24 protein-coding genes and 3 pseudogenes are annotated in these 25473 nt (G+C 64.8%); 11 read left to right on the forward strand and 16 right to left on the reverse strand.

Annotated elements, in window-relative coordinates:
• Window positions 1-144 precede the first annotated feature (144 nt).
• The 5 genes from QFZ54_RS07185 (at window position 145) to QFZ54_RS07205 (ending at window position 5008) form a co-directional block, all read left to right on the forward strand.
• Window positions 145-726, forward strand: coding sequence for an SRPBCC family protein (locus QFZ54_RS07185; RefSeq protein WP_307085803.1), 582 nt, complete (start codon window positions 145-147; stop codon window positions 724-726).
• Window positions 726-1904 carry a zinc-dependent alcohol dehydrogenase gene (locus QFZ54_RS07190; RefSeq protein ID WP_307085805.1) on the forward strand — a complete coding sequence of 393 codons (1179 nt, stop codon included), beginning with the start codon at window positions 726-728 and terminating at the stop codon, window positions 1902-1904. The genes QFZ54_RS07185 and QFZ54_RS07190 overlap by 1 nt, the downstream gene beginning before the upstream one ends.
• A gap of 12 nt (window positions 1905-1916) precedes the next feature.
• The gene (locus QFZ54_RS07195; RefSeq protein ID WP_307085808.1) at window positions 1917-2702 is read left to right on the forward strand and encodes an SDR family NAD(P)-dependent oxidoreductase; all 786 of its coding nucleotides are present in this window, start codon (window positions 1917-1919) and stop codon (window positions 2700-2702) included.
• Window positions 2703-2727: 25 nt separating this feature from the next.
• Window positions 2728-3213 (forward strand): DUF4142 domain-containing protein, encoded by a 486-nt coding sequence (locus QFZ54_RS07200; protein ID WP_307085810.1) that lies wholly within the window; start codon window positions 2728-2730, stop codon window positions 3211-3213.
• Between the two features lie 124 nt (window positions 3214-3337).
• Window positions 3338-5008 (forward strand): formate--tetrahydrofolate ligase, encoded by a 1671-nt coding sequence (locus QFZ54_RS07205; RefSeq protein ID WP_307085812.1) that lies wholly within the window; start codon window positions 3338-3340, stop codon window positions 5006-5008.
• Window positions 5009-5145: 137 nt separating this feature from the next.
• Here QFZ54_RS07205 and QFZ54_RS07210 read toward each other — a convergent pair whose 3' ends face one another.
• The 13 genes and pseudogenes from QFZ54_RS07210 to QFZ54_RS07265 all read right to left on the reverse strand — a co-directional run bounded on the left by QFZ54_RS07210 (window position 5146) and on the right by QFZ54_RS07265 (window position 15697).
• Window positions 5146-7032, reverse strand: a complete 1887-nt coding sequence (locus tag QFZ54_RS07210) for an XrtA/PEP-CTERM system amidotransferase (protein ID WP_307085814.1) — start codon at window positions 7030-7032, stop codon at window positions 5146-5148.
• Window positions 7033-7518 (reverse strand): exosortase C-terminal domain/associated protein EpsI, encoded by a 486-nt coding sequence (locus QFZ54_RS07215; RefSeq protein WP_307089321.1) that lies wholly within the window; start codon window positions 7516-7518, stop codon window positions 7033-7035.
• The gene (locus QFZ54_RS07220; protein ID WP_307085816.1) at window positions 7407-7760 is read right to left on the reverse strand and encodes a hypothetical protein; all 354 of its coding nucleotides are present in this window, start codon (window positions 7758-7760) and stop codon (window positions 7407-7409) included. Before QFZ54_RS07220 ends, QFZ54_RS07215 begins: the two co-directional genes overlap by 112 nt.
• A gap of 38 nt (window positions 7761-7798) precedes the next feature.
• Window positions 7799-8017 (reverse strand): archaeosortase/exosortase family protein, encoded by a 219-nt coding sequence (locus QFZ54_RS07225; RefSeq protein WP_307085818.1) that lies wholly within the window; start codon window positions 8015-8017, stop codon window positions 7799-7801.
• A 61-nt stretch (window positions 8018-8078) separates the two neighbouring features.
• Window positions 8079-8258 (reverse strand): annotated as a pseudogene (locus QFZ54_RS07230) (EpsI domain-containing exosortase); the annotation flags it as partial.
• Window positions 8258-8404 carry a hypothetical protein gene (locus QFZ54_RS20370; RefSeq protein ID WP_373458584.1) on the reverse strand — a complete coding sequence of 49 codons (147 nt, stop codon included), beginning with the start codon at window positions 8402-8404 and terminating at the stop codon, window positions 8258-8260. The gene QFZ54_RS20370 and the pseudogene QFZ54_RS07230, both read right to left, overlap by 1 nt.
• An 89-nt stretch (window positions 8405-8493) precedes the next feature.
• Window positions 8494-8877 (reverse strand): annotated as a pseudogene (locus tag QFZ54_RS07235) (glycosyltransferase); the annotation flags it as partial.
• Between the two features lie 305 nt (window positions 8878-9182).
• Window positions 9183-9533, reverse strand: a complete 351-nt coding sequence (locus tag QFZ54_RS07240) for a hypothetical protein (protein ID WP_307085822.1) — start codon at window positions 9531-9533, stop codon at window positions 9183-9185.
• Window positions 9530-10331, reverse strand: a pseudogene (locus tag QFZ54_RS07245) (DUF3473 domain-containing protein). Before QFZ54_RS07245 ends, QFZ54_RS07240 begins: the two are co-directional and overlap by 4 nt.
• Before the next feature lies 1 nt (window position 10332).
• Window positions 10333-11406 carry an ExeA family protein gene (locus QFZ54_RS07250; protein ID WP_307089323.1) on the reverse strand — a complete coding sequence of 358 codons (1074 nt, stop codon included), beginning with the start codon at window positions 11404-11406 and terminating at the stop codon, window positions 10333-10335.
• A 13-nt stretch (window positions 11407-11419) separates the two neighbouring features.
• Window positions 11420-12664, reverse strand: a complete 1245-nt coding sequence (locus tag QFZ54_RS07255) for a hypothetical protein (RefSeq protein ID WP_307085824.1) — start codon at window positions 12662-12664, stop codon at window positions 11420-11422.
• 136 nt (window positions 12665-12800) lie between these two features.
• Window positions 12801-14027 (reverse strand): pyridoxal-dependent decarboxylase, exosortase A system-associated, encoded by a 1227-nt coding sequence (locus QFZ54_RS07260; RefSeq protein ID WP_307085826.1) that lies wholly within the window; start codon window positions 14025-14027, stop codon window positions 12801-12803.
• Window positions 14024-15697 carry an acyl-CoA ligase (AMP-forming), exosortase A system-associated gene (locus QFZ54_RS07265; RefSeq protein ID WP_307085827.1) on the reverse strand — a complete coding sequence of 558 codons (1674 nt, stop codon included), beginning with the start codon at window positions 15695-15697 and terminating at the stop codon, window positions 14024-14026. The genes QFZ54_RS07260 and QFZ54_RS07265 overlap by 4 nt, the downstream gene beginning before the upstream one ends.
• 93 nt (window positions 15698-15790) lie before the next feature.
• On the opposite strand from QFZ54_RS07265, the gene QFZ54_RS07270 reads away from it, so the two are divergent.
• The 3 genes from QFZ54_RS07270 (at window position 15791) to QFZ54_RS07280 (ending at window position 17520) form a co-directional block, all read left to right on the forward strand.
• Entirely contained in the window at window positions 15791-16069 is a 279-nt protein-coding gene (locus QFZ54_RS07270) for an acyl carrier protein (protein ID WP_132740135.1), read from the forward strand.
• Between the two features lie 672 nt (window positions 16070-16741).
• Window positions 16742-17281, forward strand: coding sequence for a hypothetical protein (locus QFZ54_RS07275; protein ID WP_307085830.1), 540 nt, complete (start codon window positions 16742-16744; stop codon window positions 17279-17281).
• A complete protein-coding gene (locus tag QFZ54_RS07280; protein ID WP_307085832.1) occupies window positions 17275-17520 on the forward strand; it encodes a hypothetical protein in 246 nt (81 codons plus the stop codon). Before QFZ54_RS07275 ends, QFZ54_RS07280 begins: the two co-directional genes overlap by 7 nt.
• 22 nt (window positions 17521-17542) lie before the next feature.
• Here QFZ54_RS07280 and trxB read toward each other — a convergent pair whose 3' ends face one another.
• A complete protein-coding gene (gene trxB / locus QFZ54_RS07285) occupies window positions 17543-18511 on the reverse strand; it encodes a thioredoxin-disulfide reductase (protein ID WP_056048273.1) in 969 nt (322 codons plus the stop codon).
• A gap of 127 nt (window positions 18512-18638) precedes the next feature.
• Here trxB and QFZ54_RS07290 point away from each other — a divergent pair, with 127 nt between their 5' ends.
• From QFZ54_RS07290 to fdhD, 3 genes are read left to right on the forward strand one after another with little or no spacing between them, the layout of a single operon-like run.
• Window positions 18639-20927 (forward strand): FdhF/YdeP family oxidoreductase, encoded by a 2289-nt coding sequence (locus QFZ54_RS07290; RefSeq protein ID WP_307085835.1) that lies wholly within the window; start codon window positions 18639-18641, stop codon window positions 20925-20927.
• Window positions 20928-20953: 26 nt separating this feature from the next.
• Window positions 20954-21439 (forward strand): molybdenum cofactor guanylyltransferase, encoded by a 486-nt coding sequence (mobA, locus tag QFZ54_RS07295; RefSeq protein WP_307085838.1) that lies wholly within the window; start codon window positions 20954-20956, stop codon window positions 21437-21439.
• A complete protein-coding gene (fdhD, locus tag QFZ54_RS07300; RefSeq protein WP_307085841.1) occupies window positions 21436-22227 on the forward strand; it encodes a formate dehydrogenase accessory sulfurtransferase FdhD in 792 nt (263 codons plus the stop codon). The genes mobA and fdhD overlap by 4 nt, the downstream gene beginning before the upstream one ends.
• Window positions 22228-22258: 31 nt before the next feature.
• On the opposite strand, the gene QFZ54_RS07305 is transcribed toward fdhD, so the two are convergent.
• Both QFZ54_RS07305 and QFZ54_RS07310 read right to left on the reverse strand, forming a co-directional pair.
• On the reverse strand, window positions 22259-23047 hold the full coding sequence (locus tag QFZ54_RS07305; RefSeq protein WP_307085843.1) for a formate/nitrite transporter family protein: 789 nt from the start codon (window positions 23045-23047) through the stop codon (window positions 22259-22261).
• A complete protein-coding gene (locus tag QFZ54_RS07310) occupies window positions 23044-25416 on the reverse strand; it encodes an FdhF/YdeP family oxidoreductase (RefSeq protein ID WP_307085845.1) in 2373 nt (790 codons plus the stop codon). Before QFZ54_RS07310 ends, QFZ54_RS07305 begins: the two co-directional genes overlap by 4 nt.
• Window positions 25417-25473 lie beyond the last annotated feature (57 nt).

Raw genomic sequence — 25473 nt, forward strand, 5'->3', positions numbered from 1 at the left:
CCATCTGTAACGTTCTTGACAACATCTTCTACTCAGTCGCAACAACATCCTAATTCAGATTAACACCCCGCTTTTCATTACCAAAACCCCGGAACATTCATTCTCCCGATGCTGTTGAACAGGCTTCGCAGCTTGGAGACCATCATGACCGAAAGCGATCCCAGAGACGATGCTCCGTTAAGTGCTTCCAAGCGACGCGACGCCGTCGCGGACGCGACGCAGGACTTGGCCGACGGTAAGGGCAGCAGCATCGTTGCGCGCGCCGTAACGATCAACCGCCCTGTCGGCGAGCTGTTCGCCTATTTCCGAGACTTCGCGAACCTTCCGACCTTCATGGAGAATGTCGAGCGCATTGAAGTCCTCGATCAGCGTCGCTCGCACTGGGTAGTCAAGGGCCCCGCCGGCAAGTCCTATGAATGGACATCGGCCGTCACGGACGAAGTGCCGGACCGGCTGATCGAATGGTCGTCCGAAGACGGCGCAGACGTCCCGAACAGTGGCCGTGTCGAGTTCCGCGATGCCGGCGCCCGTGGCACGGTCGTGACTGCCACGATCCTGTACGATCCGCCGGGCGGCGCGATCGGCAAGCTGATCGCGAAGATGTTCCAGCGCGAGCCCGCAATCCAGGCGCGCCGCGACCTGCGACGTTTCAAGCAATTGATGGAAACCGGCGAGATCGCGACCGCCGCGATGAACCGCAAGCAGCATGAAGAGGAGATGGCCTGATGCGCGCTCTGGCATGGCACGGTAAGCACGACGTCCGCGTCGATACCGTCGACGATCCCGAAATCGTCAATCAACGCGACTGCATCATCAAGGTCACTGCGACCGCGATCTGCGGATCCGACCTGCATTTGTACGACGGCTATATCCCGACGATGCAGGCCGGCGACATCCTGGGCCACGAGTTCATGGGCGAAGTCGTCGAGGTCGGTGCGAAGTCGACGTTGAAGAAGGGCCAGAAGGTCGTTGTCCCGTTCACGATCGCGTGCGGCAGTTGTTACCATTGCGGCAAGCATCAGTACTCGGCGTGCGACAACGGCCTGCCCGCCGACAATCAGGACATCGCGCAGGAAATCTATGGACAGCCGATGTCCGGCCTGTTCGGCTACAGCCACATGACTGGCGGCTATGCGGGCGGCCAAGCGGAATATGTCCGCGTGCCGTTCAGCGACGTTGGTCCGATCGTCATTCCCGACGGCGTCGACGACGAGAAGGTGCTGTTCCTGTCGGACATCCTGCCGACCGGCTGGATGGCGGCAGAGAATGCGCAGATCGAGCCGGGTGATACCGTCGCGGTCTGGGGCTGCGGTCCGGTTGGGCTGTTCGCGGTGCAATCGGCGTTCCTGATGGGTGCTGAACGCGTCATTGCGATCGACCATTTCCCGCACCGATTGGAGCTCGCCAAGAAATTCGGCGCCGAGACGATCAACTATGAGGAAAGCGCCGTCTACGAGGCGCTGATGGTCATGACTGGCGGGATCGGTCCCGATGCGGTGATCGACAGCGTCGGCCTGGAGGCGCACGGCTTCTTTGTCGACAACGTAATCGACCAGATCAAGGCGTCGACCTTCCTCGGCACCGATCGGACGCATTCCATCCGTCAGGCGATCATCGCGTGTCGCAAGGGCGGGCGGGTGTCGATGCCTGCGGTGTACGGCGGGTTCGTCGACAAGTTCCCGCTCGGCGCCTTCATGGAGAAGGGTCTGACGCTCAAGACCGGTCAAACTCACGTCCAGCATTACATGCCCGCGCTGCTCAACGCGATCATGGAAGGCAAGATCGACACGACCTTCCTGATCTCGCACCGCATGGATCTGGAGGACGCGCCCAAGGGCTACGACATGTTCAAGAACAACCAGAACGAAGTGACGAAGGTCGTGCTGAAGCCCGGCTTCAACTGAGGATATCTGACAATGGCTGATAAATTCGCAATCATCACTGGCGCCTCGACGGGCATCGGCTTCGAACTCGCCACGCTTGCCGCAAAGGATGGCTACGACATCCTGGTCGTAGCCGACGAAGCCTTGATCGAAGCGGCGGCGCGGGACTTCAAGCAGTTCGGCACCGACGTACAGGCGGTCCAGGCCGACCTCTCGACGATCGAAGGTGTCGACCAACTGCTAGCGGCAACGAACGGCCGGACGGTCAATCTGGTCTGCGCCAATGCCGGACGCGGGCTCGGCCAGGCATTCCTCGACCAGGACCTCGCGGAATGGCGCAAAGTGGTCGACACCAACGTCGTCGGTACGGCGTATCTGTTGCAGAAAATCCTGCCGCCGATGGTCGCGCGCAACGCGGGCAAGGTACTCGTGACCGGATCGATCGCAGGGTACATCCCCGGTGCGTTCCAGGCGGTCTACAACGGCACGAAGAGCTTCGTCGACAGCTTCGTCGCGGCGATCCAGAACGAGATCAAGGATGCGGACGGCGTCACGCTAACCAACCTGATGCCCGGCCCGGTCGATACCGAGTTCTTCGACCGCGCGCACATGATGGACACCGATGTCGGTACCGATCCGAAGAAGAGCGATCCGGCCGACGTCGCCAAGGACGGCTGGGACGCGCTGATGTCCGGCAAGGCGGCCGTCGTATCCGGCTGGAAGAACAAGATTCAGTCGTCGATCGCCAACGTAACGCCGAACGCCGTGCTCGCCGAGATGCACCGCAAGATGGCCGAACCCGGCACCGCGAACGACTGACTTAAATTCAACAGGAGAGAAGACCATGACACGATTTCTGACCGCCGCCGCGCTGATCGCGCTGCCGATCGCCGCCGTTTCGGCCCAAGCGCCGATGCCTGCGTCGACCTATGTGATGAAGGCCGGTGCCGGCGACCTGTACGAGAAGACGTCGAGCCAGATCCTGCTCGAGACGACCACCAATCCGAAGCTCAAGAGCTTTGCGCAGATGATGATCGCCGATCACACGAAAAGCACCGAAGACGTGAAGGTCGCGGCGATGGCGGCGAACGTAAAGGTCGCACCGCCGAAGCTCGATCCGATGGGGGCCAAGAACGTCGCGGCACTCCGCGCAGCGAAGGGTACGGCGCGCGACCGGCTGTACGTGACGCAGCAGAAGGCGGCACACGCCAAGGCACTGACGTTGCAGCAGGGCTATGCGGCAAAGGGCACCGTACCGGGCTTGAAGACGGTTGCGGCCGGGATCGTGCCGGTCGTTCAGACGCATATCACCGAACTGCAGACGATGTAATCGCACGCGGTTCGGTTTGATTGTCGGATACAGTCGGCGCCTGCCTCGAAAAGCTGGCGCCGTTCTGCATTGGAGACGCCCATCAGTCTGGAAAGCTATCCCCTCCCCCGCTAGGTCTGGCGCCATGGAAACCGATATCGCCATCGCTCGCAGCGTCGCCCTGCGCCCTATCGCCGCCATCGCGGACAGCCTGCACATTCCCGACGAGGCGATCGAGCCTTACGGTCGGTACAAGGCGAAGATCTCGCTCGAATGGCTGAACGCGCGCAAGTCTTCGGCGAACGGCAAGCTCATTCTCGTCACGGCGATCAATCCAACCCCGGCAGGCGAAGGCAAGACCACCACCTCGATCGGGCTTGCCGACGCGCTGCGCCATACCGGGCGCAAGGCGGTGCTGGCGTTACGCGAACCATCGCTCGGACCCTGCTTCGGCACCAAGGGCGGCGCGACCGGCGGCGGGCGCGCGCAGGTCGCGCCGATGGAGGACATCAACCTCCACTTCACCGGCGATTTCCACGCGATCACGGCCGCGCACAACCTGCTGGCGGCGATGATCGACAACCACATCCACTGGGGTAACGCGCTCCAGATCGACGTGCGCCGCGTGGTCTGGCGGCGCGTGCTCGACATGAACGATCGGGCGCTTAGGGATATCGTCCAGTCGATCGGTGGCGTCGCCAACGGCTATCCGCGCGAGTCCGGCTTCGACATTACCGTCGCGTCGGAGGTGATGGCGATCCTGTGCCTCGCCGACGGGCTCGCCGACATGGAGCGACGGTTGGGCGATATCGTCGTCGCCTACACGCGTGACCGCACGCCGATCACTGCACGCGACCTGAAGGCCGATGGCGCGATGGCCGTGCTGCTGGCGGAGGCGATCAAGCCCAACCTCGTCCAGTCGCTCGAAGGCACGCCCGCCTTTCTGCACGGCGGCCCATTCGCCAACATCGCTCACGGCTGCAACTCGGTAATCGCAACGCGCGCCGCCCTGTCGCTTGGGGATTACGTCGTGACCGAAGCGGGCTTCGGCGCGGACCTCGGTGCGGAGAAGTTCTTCGACATCAAATGCCGTCAGGCGGGGCTCGCTCCCGACGCGGTGGTGATCGTTGCGACCGCACGCGCGCTGAAGATGAACGGCGGTGTCGCCAAGGCTGACCTGGGGCGTGAAGACGTGGACGCAGTACGCCGCGGTGCGGTCAACCTCGTCCGCCACATCGAGAACATCCGTCAGTTCGGCGTGCCCGCGGTCGTCGCGATCAACCATTTCTACACCGACAGCGACGCGGAAATCGCCGCGATCGTCGAAGCGGCGGCGCAGCATGGTTCGCGCGCGATTCTCTGTCGGCATTGGGCGGAGGGCGGCGAAGGTGCGGTCGAACTGGCCGATGCGGTTGCCGAACTGTGCGACACGCATGGCGGCGGGTTCGCGCCGATCTACGGCGATGAGCTGTCGCTGTTCGACAAGATCGACACCGTCGCGCGTCGCATCTACCGCGCCGAACACGCGGTCGCGGAGCCGAGCGTGCTGGCGCAGTTGAAGCGCTGGGAAGATGCTGGCTACGGCCACCTGCCGGTCTGCCTCGCGAAGACTCAGTATAGCTTCTCAACGGACCCCGCCCTGCTCGGCGCGCCGACCGGACACATCGTGCCGGTGCGCGAGGTCCGTCTCGCAGCGGGTGCCGGGTTCGTGGTCGCGATCTGCGGAGAGATCATGACGATGCCGGGCCTGCCGCGGATTCCAGCGGCGGAAGCGATCCGGTTGAACGACGAGGGCCTGATCGAAGGACTTTTCTAAATACCCTACAATCCTCCCTCGTCAGGGGGAGGTGGATGGCATTTGCCAGACGGAAGGGAACACGCGAAACGCCGGTCCCGTATCCCCCCTCCGTCACCTTTGGTGCCACCCTTTGCGGGGGGTATCCGAAGCCGCCTTTACCCGAACATCCGCTTCATCGAGCGTTCGAGCATGACGAACTGCCACAGTGTACGCCCATGCTCGGCGCGACCCATCCGGTGCTCGTCGGCGATCCGCGCGATCGTCGCCATGTCGAACCACCCGGTCTCCCCCAGCGTGCGCGACTTGGCGAGCGCGGTCGCCTCCCCCGCCAGCGCGCCGCGGAACCAGGCGCTGATTGGCGTCACGAAGCCCATCTTCTGCCGATAGAGGATGTCGCGCGGCAGATACGGCTCCATCGCCTTCTTCATCAGCCATTTTCCCTCGCCGTGCCGCAACCGCATGTTGGCGGGCAGCGTCGCGCAGAACTCGACCAGGCGGTGGTCGAGCAACGGCTCACGCGCCTCGAGGCCGACCGCCATGCTGGTGCGGTCGACCTTGGTGAGAATATCGCCGGGCAGCCAATGCTTGATGTCGGCATATTGCGCGCGGTCGATCGCGTCGCGCGCCGGAGCGTTCGCCATCGTCGCGACATAGCGGTCTTCGGCGCGGTACCCACCGAGCTTCGCGCGTGCGCCTCCGTTGAACAACTGCGCGCGCAGTTCCGGCGTGGTGACGCCGACCGAGCGAGCATAGGCCTCGCCGCCACCCTGCGCGAGTGCGAGCAGCGTCGACTTAGCGCGAAGCGGCCGCGGCGCCCAGTCGGCCTTTGGATACCAGCGCCCGAGCGTACCGAAGACGTCGGCGCGGAGATGCGAGGGCAGCAAGCCGCGGACGCGCTCCTCGACCGACTGGAACTTGTAGCGGCGGTATCCGGCGAGTGCTTCGTCCGCACCGTCCCCGGACAGCGCGACGGTGACGCTTTCGCGAGCCAGCGCACAGACCTGATAGGTGGCGAGCGCGGAGGCATCGGCGAAGGGTTCGTCGAAGCTCGCGACCAGCGTATCGATCAACCCGAAATCACCTGATGCGACGACGCGCTCGCGGTGATCGGTCGCGAAACGGCGCGCGACCGTGTTGGCATAGCTGCGTTCGTCGTGCCCGGCCTCGTCGAACCCGATCGTGCAGGTGCGAACCGCCTTCGGGCTAGCCTCCGCCATAAGCGCAACGACCGCGGAGCTATCTACCCCGCCCGACAGGAACGCGCCGAGCGGTACGTCGGCGACCATTCGCGAGCGCACGCCCGTGCGCATCCGGTCGACCAGTTCCTCGCCCAGCGTCTTGGCGGAACCAGTCGCGCGGTTGGAGAAGTCGATGTCCCACCATTTGCGCGGCTGCGGTACAGACTTGCCGCGCTCGACCAGCAGGAAGTGCCCCGCAGCAAGCTTCTTCACGCCCGCGACCATGCAGGAATCATCGGGCACGTACCCGAACGCCAGGTAATCCTCGACCGCGCCGAGATCAGGTACCCGCCGGAGCTGCGGATGCGCGAGCAGGCCCTTCAACTCGGACGCGAACGCCAGCGATCCGTCCGCCAGCTCGACATAGTGGAGCGGCTTCACGCCCATCCGATCGCGCGCGAGGAACAGCGTGTGCGCAGCGGTGTCGTGGATCGCAAAGGCGAACATCCCGTTCAGCCGATCGAGCATCGACGGCCCCCAGGCGCGCCAGGCGTGCAGCAGGACTTCGGTGTCACCCGCTGTGCGGAAAATCGCGCCCTTTGCGGTCAGTTCGTCGCGCAGTTCGGCGAAGTTATACACCTCCCCATTATAGGTGATCGTCAGCGAGCCGTCGGACATAGGCTGCGGCGAACCTTTGAGGTCGATGATCGACAAGCGGCGATGGCCGAGGCCGACACCAGGTGCGGTCCAGATGCCATCGCCGTCCGGCCCACGGTGCGACAGCGCGGCGATCATCGCATGGACGCGGTTCGGGTCGACCGGCTTAGGCGTACCCGGATGGAAGATCCCGGCGATGCCGCACATCTAGCGCATTCCCGCAGCGTGATCCGCGACCGGCGCGATAGGCCCGAGCGCGGCGAGGAAGCGTGTGATCGGGCGCGGGTCGGCGCCCTCGACCGAGAGGTGGATCGCTACCGCGCGTTGCGGGCCGCCGAACAGTCGGGCCTTCATCGTTTCGATCTTCACCAGCGTTTCGTCCTGCGTGGTCGTGTCGGCGACCCGGTACCACGTCGCGACGATCCGCTCTACGGGTCCGGGCGCCGTGATCCGCATGACGCTACCGGCTGCGATTTCGGGTAGATCGGCGACGCGAACCCAGCGATCTTCCTCGCGCAGGACGCCGGTCCCGTATGCGATCAGTTCCTTGCCCTCCTGCTGGCTGCCGAACACCGCGATGCTCATGTCGACCCGCGCACCCGACACATCAGCATAGCGGCCGAACAGATAATGGTCCCGCCGGGGTAATAGGGCGCCCAGGGCGCGCGCGTGCTGATCGGAACGCGGTGCCAGCCAGAAACGTCCGGCAAGTCGATATGCGCATGCAGCGGCTGCGCGCGACCCGCGATCGCTGCGCTCCAGGCCGGGAACGCCCCTACCGTAGCGAGCACCAGCGCAGTGGCGATGGCGAGATCGGTCCGGTGCCTCGGTATGGCCTGAAGACGCGCGGGATCGAACGCAGGATCATCGGGCGCGCGATCGAACCAGCGCCAGCCGATCGCCAGCACGCCCGCCATGACGAGCGCGAAGAACACCCATCCATAGACGATGTGGTCGATCCCGGTCGCCGCTTCTACCGAGGTGAGGTCCGCCGCCCAGATAGTCCGAACGCGCGGAGGTCATTGGCGATGACGGGGAGGATGATCGAGACCGCGAGGAACACCGCGCAGCGCTTCCACGACACGAAGCACAGGTTGGCGACGAGCACTCCGAACGCAACCATCGCAATGACGAACTTGGCGCCCGAACAGGCTTCCGCCACCTCGAAATAATAGCGGCCGGCGTGGATCACGCACGCCGTAGACTACCGCTGGTACGCCGACCAAATGGAGCAACGGCATGACGATCGCGACCGTCACGGTCTGCAACGGCGGTTTGAGACCTTCGCCGATCGGCACGGGAAAAACGCGTAGGCGAGCGGGAAGAGCAATGCTCGCGCGACATTGGGGGCCAAGGATGGCGAGGATCGCGCCTTGCAGCATCATGACGAGCCCAAGCTGGCGCGCGAACCCGACGGAGGCGGCGTCGCCCATCAGTCAGCCGAAACCCCCGACCGCGAGCCCAGGCCACCAGCCGGCCGGCGTGAGCGGGCGAGTTCGGCACGGCGTTGCCAAACGAGCCATGCAATCACTGGGCCGATGAAGAGGCAGTGCCCGAAGGTGGTGCTCGTCCACCAGATATGCGCGAGATCGGCGACGTCGCTTCAAAACGTCAGCAGGATCAGCGCCGCGACGACCGCAAGCGCGAGCGCGTGACGACGCCACACGGTCAAACCGGAAGGCCGAGCAGCGCGTCCAGCGGCCCGAGGCGTGCGTCCCAACCGTAACGGCGCATGACCTGCGCACGCGCCGATTGCCCGAGCGTTGCAGCGACGTCGGGGGCTTCGAGCAACTCGCAGATGCGGTCTGCGAACTCCTGCGTGGTCGTGGCGACGAGGATCGTGTCGGCATGGTCGATGCCTTCGGCCGCAGCTGTCGAGGCGACCGCCGGCCTCGCCATCGCCTCGAGCACCTTGTTCTGGATGCCGCGCGCGAGTTTCAGCGGCGCGACACAAACGTCCGCGGCGTCGAGCCAGCCGCGGACATCATCGACCTTGCCGGTGACGGTGACGTGATCGCTAGCCAGACCCCGCACGGCGGATGGCGACCGCCCTTCCCTCGAGGCGAACCGTGAGAACACCCGCGTCCATAACACCCGCAACGCTTCGGAAAAGTTTGGTGGGAAAAACCGGCGTACCGAGATTGCGAACCGACTCGGCGTAAACGCGGTAATGCTCGGCGAGCAGCTTCCGATGACGATGTCCAAGCCAAAACCGAGCGCGCGGCGGACTTCGGCACGCTGCTTCCGGGGAATCGCGAGCAGTTCCGCATCACCGTCCGCTGCCAGATCGCGAACGAAGCCTATATAGCTCGTGTCGTTACTATCCCAGCTATTCGGCGCAGGGCCTCACCGCAATTCTACCGAGGCGCAGCCGATCCGCAGCGCAAGGTTCCAAGCCCCCACCGACAACTCTTCGACCGCGTCACCCGGTACGCCGCCATCAACGCGAACCCGGTCGAAACCAGTGCGCGCCCGAACATGGACGAGCGCATTTCGGTCAATGGCAGAACGCCGACGATCGCCCCTTCGCGCTCCGAAACCAGATAGTGCGCACGCTGGCCGCAACCGTCCTGCACCGCGAGGCTCCAAGCCGGCAGGTGAAACGGCGTGCCGCCGTCGGTAACCTCGACGAACGCCGTGATGCGCGCGCATTGAGCCGGATCGCGAAGGTCCACTTCGCGCACGCCGACGGGCATCGGCGCGGTCACGCCAGTCGGACCGCTTCGCGTGCGACGACCGTATCCACCCGGCCCCATGCATGTCGATCGAGCAACCCGAGGAGCTTGCCCGCCATCGCCCCCAAACGCGAATAGTCACGAAACTTCGTGCGCATTGGTGCCGCCGCGACACGCGGTTGCGCAGGGTCGATCTCCCACGGGTGGAAGTAGGACATCGCCGGACGGTCTTCCTGGTTGACCTGGCGTACCGCGAAGTCGGTGATCGCCGCCGGGAGCAGACGGAAGAACCCGCCGCCGGTGGCCAGCTTGAGCTCGCCGAACTTGGCCACCGTCACCGGGACTTCGATCAACGCGCTGTCGGCAAGCGGCTTGAAGCCATAGCACGGCGTGTCGAGCCAGCCATAATGATCGTGCTTCAACGGCGCGACGCTGGAGGAATAGTCATAGCCCGCCTCGGCCAGTTCGACATGCGCCCAAGGCGTACGCTGGTCGATCGAGAAGCTCGGCGCGCGATACCCCGTGACCTTCGTCCCCGCTGCGTCCTCGATCGCGGCCCGAGCACGCGCAAGGTCCGCGCGAAACACGTCGGGCGTCATCGTGAAGATGCGCTGGTGATCCCAGCCATGGCTGGCAACCTCAGCGCGAAGAACGTCGCCTCCGTATCGCGCTCGGCGAACAGCGCCAGGACCGCATCGGTGTTCGCCTCGACCCGGGTCTGGAGCGAGTCCCAGTCAGCCTTGTCGATGACCTTTCGAACGCGCCGACCTGAAACCACTCTTCAACATCGACCGACATACTATTGATAACGGGGCCACTGAGAACAGCCATATTACGCGGCATCATGCCAAGCTGCGACGCCACGGATAGGCGCATATTCCGGCTTTTCGTTGTCGCTCTCGACCCAGTCGACCAGCAGCGTCAGCACGCGGCGGAGCGCCTTGTCCTGCATCTCCACACGTGCCTCCAGTTCGGCAAGCCGCTCCTCGACCGCAGGATCGGTGCGCGGCATAGTCCCACGCAGCGCACCGACCGGTTCGGGCGATGCGTCCGCAACGCGCGCACCCTTGCCCTTGTCGTTCGCGAGCACCGGCAGGTCGCCCTCCAGATCGCGCTGGATCGTCCGGACCGCGTCGCCGTCGATCACCGAGAGCTCGTCGATCGCGGCGTGCAACATTACCCGCCCCGCCAACTGGTTCAGGCGACGCGGCACGCCCGCCGACCCTGTAAAGAACGCTGCGAACGCGTCATCGGTGAAGTCGGGGTTACCCGTCCACCCGACCACCGTCAGGCGGTGCGTGAGATACTCGGAGACCTCATGCTCTTCCATCGGATCGAGATGATGGATCGCAATCACCCGCTGGCGGAGCTGTTCTAGGCGATCCGAGCCATGCAACCGGTCACGGAACTCGGGCTGGCCAAGCAGCACGATCTGCAACAGCGCGTGGCCGCCCGCCTGGAAGTTCGACAGCATCCGCAGTTCTTCGAGCGCATTCACGGGCAAAGCCTGCGCCTCGTCGACGATCAGCAGAGTGCGCTTGCCGGTCCGTGCGACCGAATGTAGCCCGCGCTCGATCGCGGTGAGCAGTTCGGCCTTGCTCAGCCCGGCCGGATCGACGTTCAGGTCGGTGGCCACGATCCGCAGCAGGTCGTCCGCCTCAATCGCGGTCGACACGAGCTTGATCGCGTTCAGCCGCTGGTGGTCGATCGTGTCCATCAAATGGCCGACCAGCGTCGTCTTTCCCGCGCCGATATCGCCGGTGATGACGATGAAGCCCTCGCCCTGCGCCAGGCCATAGCCGAGATACGCCATCGCCTTGCGGTGGGTGGCGGTCTCGAACCAGAATTTGGGATCGGGGGTAAGCTGGAAGGGCCGACCCGTCAGTCCGTAATGTTCGTCGTACATCTGCTGCTCGCCTTCAGAACTGGTACCGCGCACCGATCAGCGCCTGCGCCGACCAGTCGTTGTCGAGGTCGCCGACCTTGAAGCTGTAAAGTCCAAGCGACGCGGTTGTGCCAAATCGCCCGAAATTATGGAAATACGTCCCTGTCCCGCCATAGGACCATATGCCGATATCGCCGGGGATGTCGTCTACCCCGCTATCATAATAGTTGACGAACAGGTCGGCGTTGACCCCGGAAACCCGGGTGAGCCTGCCGGTGTAGAATAGCTGGCCATAATAGCTCTCGTCGTCGAGGCCGGTGACGACCAGTCCGGGCGCAAGCCGTGGTGCATACAGCTTGCGGTTCGCATAGCCTATGCCTGCGCCCCAGGTGGAACGTCCGCGGGTCGCGCTGATCACGCCGTCGATCCCGCGTGCGCGGTAGCTGGCGGTCGAGATCGACTGGAACACGTCGTTGAGGCAGCCGCCCGGTTGCGGACCGCTGGAGCCGAACAAGCAGCCGTTGAACTGCTGGCCGAAGCCCTGCTGGTTGCCGGTCAGGAAGCTCTTCGGCAGATTGCGGATGCCGGTCCGGAGCTGCCGGCCGAAGGTCTGCACGCCGTCATACACATTGACCGCGACGCCTACCGATTGCGACGCCTGATAGGTCGCGGTGCCGGTGTAGCTGAGCGATCCGTAGCGGCGCCCGACATGCCCCTCCACCGAAGTGCGGCGATTGGGGCGCCAGACGACGCCGGCGTCGTAATAGATGCCGTCGGTGCGATAGGCGACGCGACGCGGCGATGCCCCGTCGGTGACGAAGCGGCCGTCGCGATCGAGCACTGGCGTACCGCTAGCATCGACGACCGCGTCCTTCTGGCTCGTCTCGATCTTCTCGTAACCGACGCCGGCGGTCAGTGCGACATAGGGCGAGATCGGCTGGAGTATGTCGCCGCGACCGTAATAACCCTCGTAGCGTTGCTTCAGCTGGCTGGCGGTCTCGCGATCATAGGCGCCGCTTAAAGTGATGCCGAACGGAGCGATCGCACCGGGACGTACCGAAGCGCTGGCGGTCATGGTGTTGCCGATCGGGTTGCGCCAGACGAAGATGTTGAGCTGGTCGAGCGGCCCGATTACGTACTCCTCGCCCGGCAATTCCTGGTTCGCGACGAATGCCGCAGGCAGCAACTGGGGACGCGTACCGGTGGTCGTGCAGGCACCGAGCTTGGTCGCGACGAGGCCTCGGGTCAGCAGGGACTGCGATACAGATCCGGAACGCATGGGCAACTTTCCTGGCGCCGCACCATCCATCGGTTGCTGACGGGCGGCTAGCTCAGCCTTCGCGATGCAAGTAACAGGTGAAGATAGCGTTAGGAGCGCGCCCAACCACGCACCGCCAAGGCACTGCAACTGCGCCTTATATCGCAGTAACGATCTCGGCGGCTGGTGGATGCCCGAGAAACGCGGTCGGGCTGGCACTCGCCCCGTATGCGCCCGCCATGAAGATCGCGATGAGGTCGCCGACTTCGACCGGCGGGAGAGCGATCTTGTCACCGAGCCGGTCGAGCGGAGTACAGAGCGGACCGACGACGGACACGGTGTCCGCAGCCTCCTGGCCCATCCGCGCGGCGACCGCGATCGGATAGTTGCGGCGAACGACGGTGCCGAAATTGCCACTCGCCGCGAGTTGATGGTTCAGGCCGCCGTCGACAACGACGAAGGTCTCGCCTTGGCTCTCCTTCACGTCGATGACGCGGGTCAGGTAGACGCCCGCCTCCGCCACGAGCCAGCGCCCGAGTTCGATTGCGAACCGCGTTTCGGCAAGGATTGCAGGACGGGATGCCAGCGCTTCGGCCAGCGCACCGCCGACCCGTTCGACGTCGAGCGCCACGTCCCCCGCAAAATACGGCACGCCAAAACCGCCGCCGAGATTGACGAGCGGCGGCGCGACGCCCGACTCGTCCGCCAACCGTGCCGCGAGCGCGATCGTCGCCGCCTGCGTCTCGACGATCGCACCGGCATCGAGCGCCTGGCTGCCAGCATAGATATGAAAGCCGCGCCAGTCCGCGCCCGCCGCGACGACCGCCTTCACGAGCGCCGCCGCGCGCACGGCATCAACCCCGAACGGCGAAGCACGCCCCCCCATCCGCATGCCCGAGCCGCGGAGTTCGATATCGGGATTCACGCGTACCGCCATGCGCGGCGTGAGGCTGAGCCGGTCGCCGATCGCGAACGTCCGCGCCGCTTCGCCTTCGGATTCAACGTTGAGCGTCGCACCGGCGGAAATCGCTGCAACGAGTTCGTCGTCACGCTTGCCGGGCCCGGCAAAACTGATCGAAGCCGCTGGCTTGACTGCGAGCGCCTTGGCGAGTTCCCCCGAGGAAGCAACGTCGAGCCCGTCGACCAGCGGAGCGATGGTGGTCAGCAAGTCGGCATGCGGATTCGCCTTGATAGCATAGTGCAGATCGATCGCCGGCATCGCCGCGCGAAATCGCGAGATGCGGGCGGCTACTACCGCCATGTCGTAGACGAACAGCGGTGTGTCGCCGGCGTGCATGGCCCAATCATCAGCCGCTCGGCCTGCGATGACTAACGCGTCTGTCTGCGCAGCAAACTCGGGAGGAAGAGCACCGATCGGTTTCATGACGCACTCCCCTCCATGTTCCCCCGCGAAAGCGGGGGCCCAGACTGGACGCCCGCCTTCGCGAGGGAACAAGTTCTTACCTCAGCCGCGATGGCAGACCTATCCAGCTTCCCATTGGCATTACCCGGTAATTCATCCCGCCAGAGATACGCGCCGGGCTGCATGAAGCTAGGCAGTGCCGTCCGTAACCGCGCCCGCAACGCCGCCTCGCCGTTCGCGTCCCCGGCCAGCATCACCACGATCGCCTGCCCCAACCGCTCGTCCGGCACCCCAACCGCAACCGCCTCGCGCGCCTCGCCACCCGCCAGCACAGCTTCCTCCACTTCCAGCGGGCTGATCCGATTCCCGGCGCTCTTGATCATCTCGTCATCGCGCCCAACGAATCGCAAAAGCCCGTCCTCGCCCTCGACCACGGTATCCCCCGACCACACCGCCATGCCGTTGCCATCAGGTGCCGGCCGAAACCGCTGCGCCGTCCGCTCCACATCCCGCCAATAGCCTCGCGCAACGAGCGGCCCAGCGTGCACCAGCTCCCCCGCCTCGCCCGGCGCGGCGCGCGTGCCGTTGGCCTTCACCACCAAAACCTCGGCAAACGGTATCGCCCGCCCCATCGCATCGGGATGCGCATCGATCAGCGCGGGATCGAGATAGGTCGATCGGAACGCCTCGGTCAGCCCATACATCGCGTACACATCCGCCGCCGGAAACCGCTCCCGAAGCCCGTGCACGAGTCGCGGCGTCAGCGCGCCGCCAGAGTTGGTCAGCCGCTTCAACCGTGCCGCAGTCTCCGCCGGCCAGTCCGTCTCCAGCAGCTGCACCCACAAGGGCGGCACCCCCGCGAGCGTCGTCGCCCCGACCCGCTCGACCGCCTTCACCACGTCGCGCGCAACCAGATAATCGAGCGGCGCCACTGACGCCCCCGCCGCCCAGGTCGAGAACAGCTGGTTCTGGCCATAGTCGAACGAAAGCGGCAGCACGCCGAGCACGCGGTCTTCGGGCTCCAGCTTCAGATAATGCGCTACCGAGATCGCCCCCAGCCATAAATTCGCATGGCTGAGCATCACGCCTTTCGGTCGGCCGGTGGAGCCCGAGGTATAGAGGATCGCTGCGAGGGTGTCGGGATCGGCATCCGAAGGCCCCATCGTCTCTCGCTCGCGGTTCCCCAACGGAGGCCAGGGCCCAGTTGGGAGAACCATCGTAACAGCACGTTGCGCGACACCATCGGCATCATCCCAACTGGACCCCGGCCTTCGCCGGGGAACCAACGGAAGGTCCGCCTCGTCGACGATCGAACACCCATCCGGAACGTCCCCCTCGTTTAGCGTCCCAGCCCGCGCCCCCTGCGTCACCAGCAACCGCGCCCCGCTATCCCCAAGAATATGCGCAACCTGCGCCCGCCGCAGCAACGGATTGACCGGCACATGCACGAGCCCCGCCCGCGCCACCGCCAATGGCATCAGGCACGCGGCGCGCGTCTTGGGCAGCCACGTGGCCACCCGATCGCCCGCCAACAGCCCCCGGCCGGCAAGCCACCCCGCCAGCGCCCCGACCCCAGCCTCAAGCTCGGCAAACGTCATCGCGCCGGTCTTGTCGACCAGCGCAACGGCGTCGGGCGCACCACGCAACGCGATGTGGTCAATGGGGTATGGCTTGGGGTCGAGCGCGATCATGCGGCCCTGATAGCGCCAAGCCCCCATCGCGCGAACCCGTTGCCGAATTCACCCCCACACGCTAGCGCAGCCCGGTTCGTAACGGTTCAGGCGATGCTCGTGATCTTCGAAGGTACTTCCCAAGTCGAAACGACGGTACGCGCCGTCCTCGCCGACATCCTCGGCCTCAGCGCCGACCGAGTCGCGACGTTCACCGCCGACACGCCGCTGTTCGGTGCGCTGCCCGAACTCGATTCGATGGCGGTGGCGAGCGTGCTCACCGAACTCGAGGACCGGCTCGGCATCCTGATCGAGGACGACGAGATCGACGGCGAGATGCTCGAGACATTCGGCGCGCTCGTCCAGTTCGCCGCGGGCAAGGCGCTGGTCTAACCCTGACCGGGGTCTAGCCTCCGCCGGAATGACCGGCCTCCGCTTCGATACCTATGACTGGCCCGGCGGACGCGAAGCCATGCTGCGATTCGGCCCCGACACCGGCCTGATCGTCATCACCGCCCCCCCCTGTTCGAAGAAGCGAACCGCACCCGCCAGTTCGCCTGCACGATCCTCCGCGCGCTCGCGGATCACGGCATCGGCAGCGTACTCCCCGACTTCCCCGGCACCGGCGAGGGTGTCGTGGCAGCAATCGACGCCAAACTGTCCGACCAGCGCTAGGCCTATCGCGAACTAACGCAACCGCTTGGCGCCCATAGCTACGCGCTTTCGATAAGAAGCGCGCGCTACTCGATACCGACGCCGACCTCGCCGGCCGCTGGCACCTCGCTCCGCAAACGGGCGCAGACTCATCCGCGACCTGGAACGCACCCGCGCCCATTGCGGGTAAGTCCGGCCAGGGGGACGAGTATGCCGGCAACAGCCTGTCGACCGAGATGCTCGCCGAACTCCGAGATGCCGTGCCGTGCGAGGGCGGACGGTACCGCGTCGTCCGCCTGGACACCGATTCCCTACCCGCCGATGCAACCTACGCCGGATCGCCGCTCTGGCGTCGGTCGAAACCCGGCGCAATATCGCATTGGCACAGCAGCTTGCAGCCGATATCGCACATTGGATAGCACCATTCGAAGGCTGATCGGGTTCGCGTGCGAAGGCGAAACGCTTGCCGCTACGTTGGACGATGCACCCGGCACGACCGGACTGCTCATAGTCTCCGGCGGCAACGAAATCCGCAGCGGCCCACACCGCGGAATGGTAATGATAGCCCAACGCCTGGCCGCGACTGGCACGCCCGTATTCCGCTATAACAGCCGCGGCGTAGGAGACTCTACGGGCGATAACGGTGGCTTCTTGAGCGCCAAGCTCGACCTGATCGCAGCTGTCGCCGCGTTCCGGAACGTAGCCCCGCATGTCACCCGCCTGATTGGCTTCGGCAATTGCGACGCAGCCAGCACGCTGGCGCTGTTCGGACGGTCGGCCGGCTTCGACAAGGTCGTTCTCGCCAACCCCTGGGTCATCGAACCGATCGACGACATCCCCCCGCCGCCGCCATCCGGCACCACTACCGCACAGCGTCGCGAGACCTGGCGACATGGCGCCGAACGCCGTCCGGAAAGTAAGATATCACAAGATATACCAAGGGCTTGTTGAGGGTCATTCAGACTGGTGAGGAAAGCCGAAACCTGCTATCCGGCCCGGTCCTGACCGCGATCGCAGCTTTGCAAACCAACGCCGCCGTCATCCTGGCCCGCGGCGACGCGACTGCCATGGCCTTCGCAGCGGCGGCCGGCACCGCCGTCCCGTCAGTGACGATCGACACCGACTCGCACAGCTTCACCGGTCCGGCGGCCGCCGCGCTGGAGACCGCACTTAGGCGTAACCTGGCCTAATCTTCTTTCGCGATAACGCCCGTTATTCAGCGGCTTCGGCGAGTTCCGCGAACTCGGCCGCCGCCAGGAAGCGCTCGGCGTCCAGCGCCGCCATGCAACCCGTCCCAGCCGCCGTCACAGCCTGCCGATACACCTTGTCCGCGACGTCGCCGCACGCGAACACGCCCTCGACGCTGGTCCGCGTCGAGCCGGTCTCGACCGAGATATACCCATCCGAATCGAGATCGATATGCCCACGGAACAGCTCGGTCGCCGGATGGTGCCCGATCGCGACGAATCCCCCGTCGACCGCGAGCCGCGAGCGCTCGCCGGTCACAGTGTCCTCGAGCTCAAGCGCGACCAGCCCCGCGTTGCCGCCGCCATCCACGAACTCGCGGACCTCTTTGTTCCACAGCACCGTCACGCCCTTGTGCGCGAACAGCCGCTCCTGGAGTATCTTCTCCGACCGGAGCGAATCGCGGCGGTGGATCAGCGTCACGTCGGGCGAGTGGTTGGTGAGGTAAAGCGCCTCCTCGACCGCAGTGTTGCCGCCGCCGATGACGGCCACCTTCTTGCCGCGATAGAAGAAGCCGTCGCAGGTCGCGCAGGCGCTGACGCCCTTGCCCTTCATCGGCTCCTCGCTGTCGATCCCGAGCCATTTCGCCTGCGCGCCGGTCGCGATCACTAGCGTATCGCCCTCGTAAACGTCGCCGCTGTCGCCGATCAGACGAAACGGGCGGCTGGTCAGGTCGACTTGGACGATCGTATCCCACATCATCCGCGTGCCGACATGCTCGGCCTGCGCCTGCATCTGCTCCATCAGCCACGGGCCCTGAATCACGTCCTTGAAGCCGGGATAGTTCTCGACGTCGGTGGTCGTGGTCAGCTGGCCGCCGGGCTGTATGCCCTGCACGACGATCGGTGCCATCCCGGCACGCGCGCCATAGATCGCGGCAGAGAGCCCGGCGGGGCCCGAGCCGAGGATAAGCATCCGTGTGGTATGGGTAGTCATTGGAGTTCCTTGGAGATTCGAGACTGCATCTAGTGGATGCGCGCCCAGATTTGAACCGCCGGTAAATCTGTCGCGCCTGCATCGAAAGCTTTGCCGCTTCGTTGGGGCTATAAAAGCGGAGATGAGCATGAGCGACGACCGGACCGTAGAGATCGAGGACTACACGGCACCAGCAGGCGGCTGGGGCTCGATGAAGTCGCTTGTGGAAATTTCCGTCCGCGAAAAGGTCGGGCCGGAAGTGATCCGCGAACTCACGCGGCAGAACAAGCCAGATGGCTTTGCCTGCGTGAGTTGCGCGTGGGGCAAGCCCGCGCACCCGCATGTCGCGGAGTTTTGCGAGAACGGAGCGAAGGCGACCGCGTGGGAACTGACCTCGTTCCGTGTCACCCCCGCATTCTTCGAGCAGCATACCGTTAGCGAACTGCTGAGCTGGAAGGATTACGATCTCGAACAGGCCGGGCGCCTGACGCATCCACTGAAATACGATCCGACCACCGACAAATACACCGCGTGCAGCTGGGACGAGGCTTTCGCGGGAATCGGTGCCAAGCTGAAGACCTACGACCCGACCAAGGTCATTTTCTATGCCTCGGGTCGCGCCAGTCTCGAAACGTCATACATGTATAGCCTGCTCGCGCGGATGTACGGCAGCCACAACCTGCCCGACAGCTCGAACATGTGCCACGAGACGACCTCGGTCGGGCTAAAGTCCGCGATCGGCTCGGCGGTCGGCACCATCCATCTCTCCGACTACGAGAAATGCGACGCGATCTTCTACTTCGGGCAGAATCCGGGCGTGAACAGCCCGCGGTTCCTGCACCCCTTGCGCGATTGTGCGAAGCGCGGGGTCGAGATCGTCGTGTTCAATCCGCTCAAGGAGCGCGGGCTGGAGAAATTCCAGGATCCGCAGAACCCGATCGAGATGGTGACGGGCAAGTCGACGCCGATCGCCTCGCAATATCACCAAGTGAAGACCGGCGGCGACGTCGGCGCGATCATGGGGATGTGCAAATATCTGATCGAGGCGGATGACAACGCCAAGCGGATCAACGGTCTCCCCGTGCTCGACCATGCGTTTCTCGCCGAGCATACGACCGGCTTCGAGGCATTCGCCGAAGTCGCGCGCGCGACCGACTGGGCGACGATCGAGCATGAGAGCGGCCTAGCCCGCACCGAGATCGAGGCGGCGGCGAAGGTCTATGCCAAGTCGAAGGCAGTGATCGCAGTGTACGGCATGGGCCTGACCCAGCATGTCGGTGGGATCGACAACGTCCACATGGTCGTCAACCTCATGCTGCTGCGTGGCAACATCGGCAAGCCCGGCGCGGGCATGGGCCCGGTCCGCGGTCACTCGAACGTTCAGGGCCAGCGTACCGTCGGGATCACGGAGAAGCCCGAACTCGCGCCGCTCGACAAACTCGCCGAGCAATACGGGTTCGAGCCGCCACGCGAGAAGGGCTGGGACACGATCGAAGCGTGTGAGGCGGTGCTCGACGGCAGCGCGCAAGCATTCATCGGCCTCGGCGGCAATTTCGTCCGCGCGATCCCGGATCACGCGCGGATGGAGCCGAAATGGCGCGGCCTCGACTTGACGGTCCATATCGCGACCAAGCTCAACCGTTCGCACCTGTTGCCCGGCGAGACGTCGTATCTGCTCCCCTGCCTCGGCCGAATTGAGACGGATATGCAGGGCACCGGGCCGCAGAGCGTCTCGATCGAGGATTCGTTCAGCCAAATCTACGGATCGAAGGGCAAAGCGACGCCGGCCGCCGAGACGCTGCTGTCCGAGCCAGCGATCGTCGCGGGGATCGCCAAGGCGACGCTCGCGCCCAATCCGAAACTCGACTGGGACGCATGGGTGCGGGATTATGCGCGCGTTCGCGATGCGATCGAGGTGACGTATCCCGAACTGTTCAAGGACTATAACGCGAAGATGTTCACGCCCGGTGGCTTCTGGAAGGGTGTGCCCGCCGCGCACCGCGAGTGGAAGACCGAGAGCGGCAAGGCGGAGATCAACGTGCCGCAATCCCTCAACGTCACCGGGTTCGAGGAGGCGGAGGGCCGCTTCCGATTGATGACGCTGCGATCGAACGATCAGTTCAACACGACCGTCTACGGCTATCACGACCGCTTCCGCGGCGTGAAGGGCACGCGTGACATCGTCTTCATGAACCGCAGCGACATGATCCGGATGGGGATCACCGACGGCGACGACGTCGACCTGGTCGGCGATGCGGGCGGCAATTCGGATCGCCGTCTCAACAAGCTGCGCGTGGTCGAATATTCAATCCCAGAGGGCTGCGTCGGTGCCTATTACCCCGAGAGCAACCTGCTCATGCCGGTCGCGCACCATGCCCGCGAAAGCCATGTGCCGGCGGCGAAATCGGTGCCGGTACGGATTGAGAAGACGCGCTGACCGACACGAATATCCTTGGCGTCGTATTGGCTGGTGGGCGATCGTCCCGGTTCGGTTCGGACAAGGCACGGGCGATGTTTCGAGGGCGTACGCTTTCCGAGCATGCGCGAGATTTGCTGGTGCCGTACGTCGATACGGCGGTCATCGTTGGCAGAGACGGCCCGATCGCCGACCTCCCCGGCCCCGATCTCGGCCCTTTGGGCGGGATCGCCGGAGCGCTGTCCTATGCCGGCGAACGGGGTTTCACGTCGGTCCTGACGATCGCATGCGACATGCCGGTGCTGCCCGATGGTTTGCTGGCGGCGCTCGCACGGGGAGCGCCCGCCTATTGCCCGGATGCGCCGGTGCTCGGCCATTGGAATACCGCGTCGATAGAGGCTTTGCTTGAGCATATCGCGACATCGCCACGCCGCTCGGTTCGCGGTTGGGCGGCGGCGATCGGCGCCGTGCCGATCGCTGCGCCCGCGCCGATCCTCAACATTAATACGCCGGAAGACATCGCCGCCCTATGACGACCTCCCGCACGCTGCCGATCAAGATCCTTCGCCCTGATTCGGTCACCACGGGAGACCGAACGATCGCAGTCGAGGTGCCCGTCGCGATCGAGATCGATGGGCTCGGCTATGCGGTGATGATGATGACACCCGCCGATCTCACCGAGTTCACGACCGGGTTCCTGCTGACCGAGCGGCTGGCCGACAGCGCCGAGGACGTGCGCGACATCGACGTGTTCGAGGCCGAGGCGGGCTGGATCGTCCGCGTCGGCCTGTCCGAGCGGTGCAAGGGGCGCATTCACGACCGTGTCCGTCATCGGACCAGCGACACGAGTTGCGGGCTGTGCGGAATTTCCGGGCTCGAACAGTTACGCAAACCCGTCCCGCACACGCCGCCAAAGCCTGACACGTCCGTAAGCGCGCTTTTTGCCGCACTGGGTGGGCTGCGCACGCATCAGCCTCTCAACGCCGCTACGGGCGCCATTCATGCGGCGGCTGCGTGCGACCGCGAAGGCCGGATCATCGCTGCCTATGAGGACGTCGGTCGCCACAATGCGCTCGACAAGCTGGTTGGTGGCGTGGCGATAAAGCGCCATGCGATCGACGGGTTCATCCTCGTCACCTCGCGGATCAGTTTCGAGATGGTCGACAAGGCTTTGATTGCCGGCGCGCCGATGCTGATGGGCATCTCCGCACCGACGAGCCTGGCGATCGAGCACTCGCGCGCGCACGGTTTGACACTGCTCGCGCTCGCCCGCAGCGATGCGATCCTGGTGGTCAACGATCCGTGGGACCTCTTCGCCTAGCCGCACGCAGTGCGGCCAGGCGAAGAGTAGCTTACTTCGCGGCGAGAACCGCGTCGGTCTTTGCAGCGGCTAGGTAACCGCCGACGACGAATACCAACCCGCCGATAATGTTGCCGACGCTGACGATCGCAAGATTGCGGACCATCCCGGTGATGTCGATCGAAGGGTTCGGCACCATCAGTCCGAGCGTCAATGCGGTCATGTTGGCAACCGAATGCTCGAACCCGGCCGCGACGAAGGCGAGTAGGATCCATGCCATTGCGATACACTTCGCAGCGTCACCCGTCATGCGGGCAGCGGTCCAGATTGCCAGGCACACCAGCCAGTTGCAAAGGACCGCACGTGCAAGCAATGCGACCGCACTCGCCTCGACCTTGTGCTGGACATAGGCATGGAACATCGTGTCCGCGTTGGCGAACACGGCGCCGCCGCCGCCAGCCGCGAACACTGCCGACAGGATTAGTCCACCGATCAGATTACCGATCCAGACGACGGCGGTCAGCTTTACGGCCTCCGCGACGGTGATCGTCCGCTTTGCGAGACCGAAGCCGAGATACATCACATAGCCGGTGAACAGCTCGGCGCCCGCGAACACGGTCAGGATCAACCCGAGTCCGAAGGTCGCGCCCATTACCAGCGGGCGCACGCCCGGTTCGAGCCCCGACCCGGTGCTGAGCGCGAGGATCATCGCGATGCCGATATATGTACCCGCGAGGATCGCGCCGGCGAAAAACCCTGCCGGAGAGCGCCGAAGCGCCTCCGCCTTGGTTGCGGCAAGGGTAGCGTAGGTGTCGATCGTCGACGTGTAACCGGTGCTCATGCGTCAATTTTGCTTTTCTGGCCGACGATCCCCGCGCGCACCACGCCACGATCCGAACCCATGTCGGCCGCCGCGGGACGGACGGTCACCGGAATGGATTTATACGAGGGCGTGAAGCTTTGCGGATCGTGATCCTCGAGCGCGATCAACGGCTGCGTCTCGGGGTAATAGGATGCGACGCACCCGTCGGGCAGCGCATAGCGAACCAGCATCAGCTTCTGCACGACGCGATCGGGCCGCGCGAACTGAAGCGCGGTGGCGATATCGACGACGTCGCCCTCCTTATGCCCAAGCCGTGCCATGTCCCGCTCGTTCATGAACAGAATGTCGCGGCGTCCGAACACGCCGCGATAGCGATCGTCGAGGCTGTAGACAGTCGTGTTGTACTGGTCGTGCGCACGCAATGTCGTCAGTCGCAGGACGGTCGGATCGCCAACGGTCTCGTCCTCCTCGACGCCCTTGGCGACGATGAAGTTCGCCTTGCCGCTGTCCGTCTTCCACTCGCGCATCGCCGCCGAGTTCGGGAGGTGGAAACCACCCGGCTTGCGGATGCGTGCGTTGTAATCGGCAAACGCGGGGAACACCGCTTCGATCTTGTCGCGGATCAGGCTGTAGTCGCCGACATAGGCATCCCAGTCGATTGCGATCGGCGCGCGGCCCTTGGCAGCAAAGGTGGCCTTGGCGATCTCGCCGACGATCCAGATTTCCGACTTCACGTTCTCGCCCGGTGGCATGAGGAAGCCGCGCGAGGCGTGGACCATCGACATCGAATCCTCGACCGTTACCGACTGCTGGCCGGTCGCCTGCATGTCGAGTTCGGTCCGCCCCAGGCACGGCAACACGTAGGTCGCCTTCGCCATCAGCAACTGCGTGCGGTTAAGCTTTGTGGTGATGTGGACCGCGAGATCGAGGTTGCGGAAGCCCTCCGCGCAGGCCTGCGGATCGGACGAGGCGATTGCGAGATTGCCACCGAGGCAGACGATCGCCTTGGCCTTGCCGTCGCGCATCGCGGCGATGCTCTCGACCACCGAATGGCCGTGCTCGCGCGGTGGCTCGAAGCCGAATACGTCGCGCATGTTGTCGAGCAGCATCGGCATTGGCCGCTCGGTGATGCCGACGGTGCGGTCGCCCTGGACGTTGCTGTGGCCACGAAGCGGACAGATGCCCGCGCCGGGGCGGCCCATGTTGCCACGGAGAAGAAGCAGGTTGGCGATCTGCTGGACGTTGGTGGTGCCGGTGCGATGCTGGGTGACGCCCATGCCGTAGCAGCAGATAGCTGCCTTCGACTTCGAATAGGCGAACGCGACCTCTTCAAGATCACTACGCGAAAGCCCGCTGGAGCGTTCGATCTCCGCCCATTCGGTGGTCGCGAGGTCCGCGATATAATCGTCAAGCCCGGCGGTATGCTCGGCGATGAACGCGTGATCGAGCGCGCGTTCGCCGCCCGATACCTTGGCCGCCTCGTCGAGTGCGACCAGCGCCTTGGCGATGCCCTTCAGCGCCGCCGCGTCGCCGCCGACCTTCACCTGGTAATAGCTGCTGGCGATCGGGGTGGCCGACATCGTCGCCATCTCGACGACGGACTGCGGCGATTCGAAGCGTTCGAGCGAGCGTTCCTTGAGCGGGTTGAAGACGATGATCTTGCCGCCGCGCTTCGACACTTCGCGCAAGGTCGCCATCATCCGCGGATGGTTGGTGCCGGGATTGTGGCCGATCGACAGGATCAGGTCGGCGTGATCGAAATCCTCGAGGCTGACCGTGCCCTTGCCGATGCCGATCGACTTGGGCAGCCCGACCGAAGTCGCCTCGTGGCACATGTTCGAGCAATCGGGAAAGTTATTGGTGCCGTACAGCCGGACGAAGAGCTGGAACAGGAAGGCAGCTTCGTTCGAGCAGCGCCCCGAGGTGTAGAACTCCGACTGGTTTGGATCCGGCACGGCGGCGAGGCCAGCGCCAATCTCGCGCATTGCCTCGTCCCAACTCACGACCTCATAGTGATCGGTCGCGGCGTTGTAGCGGAGCGGCTCGGTAACGCGGCCCTGATCCTCGATCCAGTGATCGCTCTGCTTCCAGATGTCGGACACGCTATGCGCGGCGAAGAAATCAGCGCCGATCGTCTTGGCGGTAGATTCCCAGGCAACGGCCTTGGCCCCATTCTCACAGAATTCGAAGGAGGAGGTATGTTTCGGGTCGGGCCAGGCACAGCTGGGGCAATCGAAGCCGTCGGGCTGGTTCGACTTGAGCAACGTCTGGCCACCGCGCACGACGATCTGTTGCGCCTTCAGCGAAACGGCGACCGCTTTGAGCGCTCCCCATCCGCCGGCCGGACCCGTGTAATCGGCGATCCCATCAGGGCGTTTCTCACGCATATTCGTGTCTCCCGTAAGGTCAGGCCCACGCGGGCACCGAATACGCGACGCGACGGC

It is taken from the genome of Sphingomonas faeni, assembly GCF_030817315.1.
Lineage (GTDB): Bacteria > Pseudomonadota > Alphaproteobacteria > Sphingomonadales > Sphingomonadaceae > Sphingomonas > Sphingomonas faeni_C.